Origin of the sequence: Bradyrhizobium oropedii, assembly GCF_020889685.1 — a bacterium.
Lineage (GTDB): Bacteria > Pseudomonadota > Alphaproteobacteria > Rhizobiales > Xanthobacteraceae > Bradyrhizobium > Bradyrhizobium oropedii.
Window position 1 is genome coordinate 1 of the sequence record NZ_JACMYO010000290.1, and the last position, 7,505, is coordinate 7,505.

General features: G+C 57.3%; 9 protein-coding genes and 1 pseudogene. 4 read left to right on the forward strand and 6 right to left on the reverse strand.

Annotation, left to right across the window (positions count from 1 at the left end; all coding sequences use genetic code 11):
• Both H8A95_RS40500 and H8A95_RS40505 read left to right on the forward strand, forming a co-directional pair.
• Positions 1-227, forward strand: a 227-nt coding sequence (locus H8A95_RS40500) for a hypothetical protein (protein WP_229188110.1), incomplete at its 5' end; no start/stop codon positions are given.
• A gap of 15 nt (positions 228-242) precedes the next feature.
• Positions 243-932 (forward strand): hypothetical protein, encoded by a 690-nt coding sequence (locus H8A95_RS40505; protein WP_229188111.1) that lies wholly within the window; start codon positions 243-245, stop codon positions 930-932.
• Positions 933-1,040: 108 nt separating this feature from the next.
• On the opposite strand, the gene H8A95_RS40510 is transcribed toward H8A95_RS40505, so the two are convergent.
• Positions 1,041-1,325, reverse strand: coding sequence for a hypothetical protein (locus H8A95_RS40510; protein ID WP_229171138.1), 285 nt, complete (start codon positions 1,323-1,325; stop codon positions 1,041-1,043).
• A 183-nt stretch (positions 1,326-1,508) separates the two neighbouring features.
• Positions 1,509-1,904 carry a C-terminal helicase domain-containing protein gene (locus H8A95_RS40515; protein ID WP_229171137.1) on the reverse strand — a complete coding sequence of 132 codons (396 nt, stop codon included), beginning with the start codon at positions 1,902-1,904 and terminating at the stop codon, positions 1,509-1,511.
• Positions 1,905-2,526: 622 nt separating this feature from the next.
• On the opposite strand from H8A95_RS40515, the gene H8A95_RS40520 reads away from it, so the two are divergent.
• On the forward strand, positions 2,527-3,156 hold the full coding sequence (locus H8A95_RS40520) for a hypothetical protein (RefSeq protein ID WP_229171145.1): 630 nt from the start codon (positions 2,527-2,529) through the stop codon (positions 3,154-3,156).
• Positions 3,157-3,592: 436 nt separating this feature from the next.
• On the opposite strand, the gene H8A95_RS40525 is transcribed toward H8A95_RS40520, so the two are convergent.
• From H8A95_RS40525 to H8A95_RS40535, 3 genes and pseudogenes are all read right to left on the reverse strand, one after another.
• The gene (locus H8A95_RS40525; protein WP_229171143.1) at positions 3,593-4,627 is read right to left on the reverse strand and encodes an IS110 family RNA-guided transposase; all 1,035 of its coding nucleotides are present in this window, start codon (positions 4,625-4,627) and stop codon (positions 3,593-3,595) included.
• Positions 4,628-4,699: 72 nt separating this feature from the next.
• Positions 4,700-4,912: pseudogene (locus H8A95_RS40530) on the reverse strand (transposase domain-containing protein); the annotation flags it as partial.
• A gap of 13 nt (positions 4,913-4,925) precedes the next feature.
• Positions 4,926-5,579 (reverse strand): adenylate/guanylate cyclase domain-containing protein, encoded by a 654-nt coding sequence (locus H8A95_RS40535; protein WP_229171136.1) that lies wholly within the window; start codon positions 5,577-5,579, stop codon positions 4,926-4,928.
• Between the two features lie 718 nt (positions 5,580-6,297).
• Here H8A95_RS40535 and H8A95_RS40540 point away from each other — a divergent pair.
• Positions 6,298-6,786 (forward strand): hypothetical protein, encoded by a 489-nt coding sequence (locus tag H8A95_RS40540; RefSeq protein WP_229171135.1) that lies wholly within the window; start codon positions 6,298-6,300, stop codon positions 6,784-6,786.
• Between the two features lie 107 nt (positions 6,787-6,893).
• Here H8A95_RS40540 and H8A95_RS44625 read toward each other — a convergent pair whose 3' ends face one another.
• Positions 6,894-7,181: an FAD-dependent oxidoreductase gene (locus tag H8A95_RS44625; RefSeq protein ID WP_376711768.1), complete on the reverse strand. Its 288-nt coding sequence runs from the start codon at positions 7,179-7,181 to the stop codon at positions 6,894-6,896.
• Positions 7,182-7,505 lie beyond the last annotated feature (324 nt).

A 7,505-nucleotide genomic window follows, 5' to 3' on the forward strand; every position in this document is an offset into this window, starting at 1 on the left:
CATGCCCATCGGTCGATCCGGATATGAAAGTTCTGTTCGGAGGCGCGGAGTTCGGTAAGAACAATGAGATCGTCCAGGCCTTTACGAATGCGCTCCACGATCTCGAGCATGGGCCCGGACCGAACAACGAAATTAGGAAAACCCTCGACAATGCCGCACACGATATTGTGCACGGGCCAGGCCCGAACAATGAAATAAGGAAGCTCGGGAAAGCTCTGGGCTTCTAGGGGGGCTTGATTACAATGGCCGATAAAAAAAGCCCGGACGAAATGCTCCGCGAACAGTGGGGCAAGGCGTCGCGGCTTACGCTTTCAGGCACCGTTGCACTATTTCTTCTGACACGCGGCGCGAAGTCCGGAGCGGGCAAGATTCTCGAAATCCTTGGTCTGGATTGGTCTTCGCTCAACGCTCATGCTGTCGCTCTTCTCGGTGTTCCCGTCGTTGCTACGCTCTGTGTCTGGTCCTTGTGGTGGGCCAAGGCCTTTGCGAGGCGGCATACGGGCGGGGCCTGGTTCGATAGGGTGGTCACCAAATCCGATCTCGGACTGATATCGGATAGGGCCCGCATGGTCGCGATCTGGTCTCTGATCTTATTCGTCGCGCTGCCCCTTATCGGTCTTGGCATCCTCGAAGGGACATTTCTGCACGGCAATTTTTACTTCACGGTCGATGGCAACTTCAACTGTCCTGAGAATTGCAAGCAGGAGATTGGCGTGTGGGCACATTTCTGGCCCGCGAATGGTCTTCCGAACGTTTTCAAGACGGCCTATCGTTACGACGGAAATCCCACCTACGTGCCGTTTTGGCAGCCCATTTTGTGGTTACTTTTCGGCGTCGGGGCTTTGATCTATGCCCTGTCCTACCTGCGGCTAATCTTTCAAACTTCCGCTTCACGCCAGCACTCCATCCAAGTTCGGGAAACAGCGTTGTAAGACGCCTCGAAGCAGCGCATTAATTTTTGCCGCGGCCAACTGATAAAGACAGGCTTCCGCTTGTAATGGCGGCGGTAGCCCGCTGGCGATCGCCGCATCGCGGGAACATTAAAACGTTTGAGCGGTGCGGTCAGGCATCGCTCGATCGACGGTCGTCTCCTCGGCCGGCTGTGGCCGCGCAGACATATCTTCGCCCTTCCTGACCGGAGGACGGGCGATCGATATCGGGCTCTGATCAATACCCGAGGCATGGATTGCCTTCGTTCGAAGACCCATCGCGGACAAATCAAGGATGAGTGGCTGCAAAAGCGTGCGGGTCGCCTCGCCCCCGCGTGACAACACGTCGATGAAATCCTCCTGATTGGGCTGTCCAAGGGTCAGCCGATAGATCATTCGCTGCTCGCGAAGTTGGGCGAACCGCGCAATGTCCCGCCCAAAGGGGCGCTCGAAGACGTGGCGGCGGATTTCAGCTCCGTCGAGCACCCACCAAGGACGAAGGCCGCTGGCATCGACGAAACGCTCCGCATGTCTTTGTACGGAACGCCACGGCGAGCCGTCGGCCAGGGCGGGATCTTTCTAGACTTCGTCGCGCAATTCCGCGGACAGCCTTCGCCTGACCGACAGGCCCGCGTAGCGCTGGACGCGACCTTCACGTTGCTCAAGGTCGAGCGGATTGGAGGAGAGATCCCAATGAACGACATGCGAGCACCATGTGTGAAAATCCAGCCCCTCCTGTCCAACCGACGTCGTCGCAAGAACACGCGGCCAGAAGGGTGTGTTGGAACTTCGGCGCACTTCATCGGGGCGGACTGGAGTGGCTTGCGCCACGCCACGATCCACTTTGATGACGGGCTCGGTTTCGGCATCTCCGAAGGGCACGGCTACATGGCAGCGCACGGGAATCTTATGCGGCTGTCCGCCGATGCCATGGAAACTGAAGCCGCCGGCGCGGAGCCCGAGGGACGATTGCATGTCCTTTGCTAGGCCGGCTGCGCCCTCTTGGAGATTTCGCTTCCCTCCTTGTGGGAGAGGGTGGCGCGAAATTTTACTTTATAAGTCAACGGTTGGCTAATTAGTGTCCCAATAGTGTCCCCACGGCTTTTTTGGCAAGCAATCTCGAGGCATTTGCCAACTAGAGAGCGATCCGGCCATCCGCTTTGTCGAGTACGCCGAGACGCGTACCCGGGCTAAACCGGATGGCAGACTTTCGACCCGCAGATTAAAGAAGCGCTCGTCTCGCCATGTTTGGGAAAGCCTTCCCCGGGATTGGCCCTCTCGTCGCAAGAAGACGAGCTAGCCAGCGGGATTTTTGACAATCCAGAGGTTGACCTCCTATCGTAGATCCTCGGTTGAACATTAATTTTTGCACCCGTAATAATACGGGCGCGGGGGCTAGAAGTGAACGCAATCGAAAAGGCGCGCAGCGCCGTAACGCAAACGGCAGGCCGGTTCAATGTCGCGGTTCTCACTCTCTAAGCAGAAGCGCCGGATCGGTTACGGGGGTTTCCTCGCACTTGTGATCGGACATTCGCTCTTGCTTGGGCGCATTGACGCGAACTTTCGGAAGAACGGCGTAGCGGAGAAATGCTACGTAATGACCCGCACCACCATTATGACATTGAACCGTGTCGGGATTGATCCCGAGACAGGACGCGAATGTCGCCCCCTCACACCTCAAATAGTCGAAAAGATTGAACAATACAGAAGCGGCCATAGGCCAAAGATAATCACCTCGACCAATCCGACTTTCTTTGATCCGACAACGGGTGAGCCGGTTGTTTGGTACTTCAAAAATGGTCGTAGTCAGATCGAATTGTTCGATCTTATGGGCTTCCATCCGCAAACGGGAGGAGAGCTGACGCCCGTCAGCCCAGATGTCGTTCAAGCATGGAACCAGCAAACCGCCAAGGTCGTCCGTCGAGCGCCTCTGCGGATAGACGATCCAGAGAAGTTCGGCTTCTTCGAACCAACCGCGGGTGCTCCGAAGGTTTGGTATTGGCGAAGCGAAAGCGGCCAATATAAGTTCTACGACGGCCTCGGCTTTCATCCGCGAACGGGCGACGAGTTCAAGATTGTCACTCGCGAAGTCATTGCGGATTATCTCATCAAGATCGCCAGGCTCGGCGGCTATCTCGCCCGCGCCAACGATCCGCCACCAGGGAATCTGATCATGTGGCGCGGACTATCGCGATTCATCGATATCGCAACCGGAGCGAGACTCTGACTCAAAAATGTGGGTAATCGTAAGACGACGAAGTACGACGAAGACCGCCTGATTGACGCATGCGCGCGGGCACAGTGAGCTCTATGATCGGTTGGGTGACGGTCAGGCGGCCTGCTGACCGGCGGGCTTATCGGCTTGGCGCAGGAGCTTCCATTCCCATATGTGGACGGCTCCCTCCTTGCAAGATATTGTTCAGTGATTTGACGGATCGCTTGCCTCCATATGTCCGGCCTTTGCATGCGGTCGCACATGACCGCTGGCCAAGATGGGTTCCGCAACGCGTGTTCCTAACAAGGCAGCGACCTCGGAGGGCCACTGGGAATGACGGAGTGTCACGAGTTTTGGATCGATCGATCGCACCATCTGCTCTTCTCATGCAAGTTCACAGCATCAGCGCAACACGGTAGCTTCTGTTCTCACCGTGGTCGCCAATCCTCTATATAGCCTTTGGCTGTTCCTCCATTCGCCGGTACGTTTCACCGCTCACCATGAGCTTCCAGGCAACGCGGGCGATCTTGTTGGCAAGCGCCACGGCGACAAGTTTGGGGCTTTTTCGTTGCAGCAGGTCGGTAAGCCATCGGGAGGCATGTCTGCTTCGACCTGCTCTTACATGCTGAAGAAGAGCGGTCGCGCCGACCACCAATGTGCTCCTCAACATTTCGTCGCCGGCACGTGTGATGACCCCAAGCCTGACCTTGCCGGCCGTCGAATGATCTTTGGGTGTGAGCCCTATCCAAGCGGCAAAATCGCGGCCAGACTTAAACATGCGAGGGTCTGGTGTCTTCATCATCAAGAGTGACGCACCAACAGGACCGACACCGGGAATTTTCGCAAGACGCTTGCTGCATTCATCGGCGCGGTGAAGTTCCATTAGCTTTTTCTCGACCGACCTGATTTGCGACAGCAGATCACGATATTCATCACCATGCATGGCAAAAAGCTCCCGAGCAAGCTCCGGCAGCGATTGATCATTCGCTAATCGCTCCAATAGCGGTTCGATCCTGCACATGCCCCTGGCCGCGACGATACCAAATTCCATGGCAAAGCCGCGAATGGCATTGGCCATCTCTGTCCGATTGCGGATAAGCCTCTCTCGCATTCCAACTAACGTCAGCGCTGCCTGCTGATCTGCGGTTTTCACTGGAACGAACCGCATGGTGGGTCGGCTCATCGCCTCGCACAGGGCCTCTGCATCCGCCGCGTCATTCTTGCCGCGCTTCACATACGGCTTGGCCAGCTGAGGCGCGATCAATTTCACTTCGTGCCCAAAGGAAGTTAATAGTCTTGCCCAGTGGTGAGCCCCACCGCAGGCTTCGAGAGCAACGGTAGTAGGCGCCGCCTTCTCGAAAAACTTTACCATCTCTCGACGCGAGAGCTTCTTGCGCAGGATCGGTTTCTCAGCTGCGTTCACGCCATGCAACTGGAAAACGCTCTTTGACGTATCCATGCCAATTCGGATAATCTTTTCCACGGACGGTTTCCCTCGATTGAGAATTTCAACGAACTCACTCTGGCACATTGCGATGCCGTTGGGAGGCCGTCCATCCCAACAGGGCAGTAGTTCGTGCAGGCGCGACGCGGGAAGATCGGCGATACGGGCGAGGATCTCGGCGAGCCAGGCCTTGGGATCGACGTCGTTGAGGCGACAGGTCGTGATCATCATCAGCATGATGGCGGCACGGTCGGCGCCACGCTGGCTACCAGCGAAGGTCCAGTTGCGCCTTCCCAAGGCGATGCCTCTCAATGCGCGCTCAGCGAAGTAGTCCTGCTCAGGGTCGCCAGACATATTCTGAAAGGGCAGCACTGCTATGGATGGCTTGTCCGAAAGCTGAAGCGCCTTGTGGACGGGCAGTCGAATGCGCTGGTGCCATCACTGATCCAGGAGGGCTAATTCGCCACGCGTGCAAGGGCTCAGCAATATTCTTTAGAACCTGCAAACCTACGTCATCGCAGGCAAGCTCGACTTTGCCGCGGACCTGCCGATAGGCATCATTGGAAATGCAAATGCCGCCCGGCTCCAAAATGCCCTCCAATCGAGCTGCAATATTTACGCCGTCGCCGAATATATCGTCATCATCGCCAATGATGTCGCCGACATGAATACCAATCCGGAATTGGATTACCTGATCCTTCGGCATCGAGGCGTTCTGCTCGACCATGGCACGTTGAACCTCGACTGCGCAGCGTGTGGCATCGACAGCGCTTACGACCTCAACAAGCATGCCGTCACCAGTCGTCTTGACGATGTGGCCTCGATGGGACGTGATGCCGGGATCGACCACGGCCCTTCTAAGGGCCTTCAGCCTGGCGAGCGCTCCTTCCTCGTCGGCTCCCATCAAACGGCTATACCCGGCGATATCTGCCGCCAGGACTGCTGCTAGTCGCCGTTCGACGCGCTCTCCGCCCAAGGAATGCCCCATCATCGGTTCATTCGGCCGGAGGGTATCGAAGCACAAAGAGCCTATTAGGTCGCTAGAGCAAAAGTTGTAGAACTAACCAGAAGCTAGCACTCCATCGGCAGCCCTTGCGAGGACGATAGCGGGGCGGCCAAGAAAATGGCCCCAGCACTGTTGTGCCGGAGCCATTCGAGATCGGAGGACGCGGGTACATCCGCCGCGCCTCCGATCCAAGTCCTAACCCATCAGCACCCGCAATCATCGAGTGCGAAGACCAAATCGCTTTCGCCACTCAGCAACTATCTTCTTCTTGCGATAGAAAATCATCTGGCGCGCCGTCATTCGAGCGCGAATACGATCAATCTCCGTACGGCCTTTCAGAGCCGGCAACGCAGACGCAATCTCTCGCGCGACCGAGTTCGGCATATCAGCCTGATCGCCGCACCAGCCATCTGTTCTTCGTAAGATTCGGTGCGGTTCTGCACCAGGCGGTGCGAATTTCCTCTTCATGTAGATAGCCCCTTCGTCAGTGACTACAGCACTGAGCTCGCGACGGCGCCTCTGAAGGTCGGCTTTCCCTCCGTGACCGGACGATAGGTGAAGTGAGGGCGGGCGGTTGGGCAGGCGCGGGCACCTGAGCCGACGCCTGGTCAGGGCGCGGCAGCGTGGCCGGTGCGTTACCCGCGATCACCGCATCGGCGTACGCCCGAAGCATCGTGCCGACCAACTCGACGGACCGGGGCACTTGAGCCAGAGCCACATTCACGAAGTCATCGAGACCGCGAACCTCCCAGAGACATGGAAGAGCGCGTGTCGTGCTTTCGAAAAGCCGAGCAGCGGCTGCATCGAATGCCGCACTGGCCTCAGCCATCTCACGGACCACGAGCTCGATCTCGGCAGCCGTCTGCGCACGCAGCTTACGATCTGCGAGCTCAACCTTGGTGTGTTCAAGGTTCGCCAACTTCTGATCCACTTCGCCGATAGCGGCCTTCAGCGAGGCAGTGCGATCCTGTGCCACGCGCAACGACGCTTCCGAGCGATCGAGTTCGGTCTCATCGCCGGTGAGCGCGGCTCGCTTCGCCGAAGCAGTATGGCGCGCCGTAGCCTGTTCTGCTTCAGTGAGCGTCGCCGACAGGCGATCGCGGTTTGCGGTTACGGCGTCAATATCGCGCTGCACCGGTTTTCTTTGTCCGATGATTTGAAAAGGCCCATTACCACTATCTCTCTTCTATGAAGAAGGGAGTCTAAAGATTGGGCTCGAGGTTCAATGCATCAATTCGTGAAAGGTACTCAACGCGCCTTCCTAATCCCTCGGCCACGCCGGCGGCCTGAAGCAGTTTTTTAACTTGAGTAGAGTCGGTTGACCAACGTAATGTTCCCGTCGCTCTGATGGTGTCTGCCAGACCAATTCTGGCGTGCAAGTTCCACGTGGTAGTCAAGGGCTTCGGACCTGAATTGCATGTAGTCCGGCGTCGCCCCGGCGAAGAAGCTTAAACACGCGAAACTTGATCCGGTCGCTCCAGAGCCGGGGACGGCACCATCAAACAGCAATACCGTCAATTCGTTCCCGGCGAGATGAAGCGCTAGCGACGCGCCCATAATCCCGGCTCCGACAACAGCGACCAACATCGATTCCTCCCTCAATCAGCTGGGCGCTTGTTGGAGGAGAAGCGATTGGTAACGACAGTCGCCGCCACGGTGGACCGCTCGCTCTAGTCTGTCATGAGGCATTGGACGGCCAATGCACAACTGGACCACGTCCGGAACTTCCTCGGTTGAGACTGAAAATTGCCACTCCGGAAAATAAAATTATGACGTCTGCCGAGTCGGCGGCAGCAACGTAAGCGCTCTTGGTCCAGTATGATGGTTGGAGCAGCCAGATGTGGATGGCCTTGGGATGCACTTGATAGCCAGTCCTCAAAAGTCTGTGCCGCCATCTCCGGCGACGGTGGT

Bases quoted from the DNA above. Each gene is read 5' to 3' on its own strand.
- H8A95_RS40505 (WP_229188111.1), top strand. From the start codon at position 243: ATGGCCGATAAAAAAAGCCCGGACGAAATGCTCCGCGAACAGTGGGGC.
- H8A95_RS40510 (WP_229171138.1), bottom strand. From the start codon at position 1,325: ATGATCTATCGGCTGACCCTTGGACAGCCCAATCAGGAGGATTTCATC.
- H8A95_RS40515 (WP_229171137.1), bottom strand. From the start codon at position 1,904: ATGCAATCGTCCCTCGGGCTCCGCGCCGGCGGCTTCAGTTTCCATGGC.
- H8A95_RS40520 (WP_229171145.1), top strand. From the start codon at position 2,527: ATGACCCGCACCACCATTATGACATTGAACCGTGTCGGGATTGATCCC.
- H8A95_RS40535 (WP_229171136.1), bottom strand. From the start codon at position 5,579: ATGATGGGGCATTCCTTGGGCGGAGAGCGCGTCGAACGGCGACTAGCA.
- H8A95_RS44625 (WP_376711768.1), bottom strand. From the start codon at position 7,181: ATGTTGGTCGCTGTTGTCGGAGCCGGGATTATGGGCGCGTCGCTAGCG.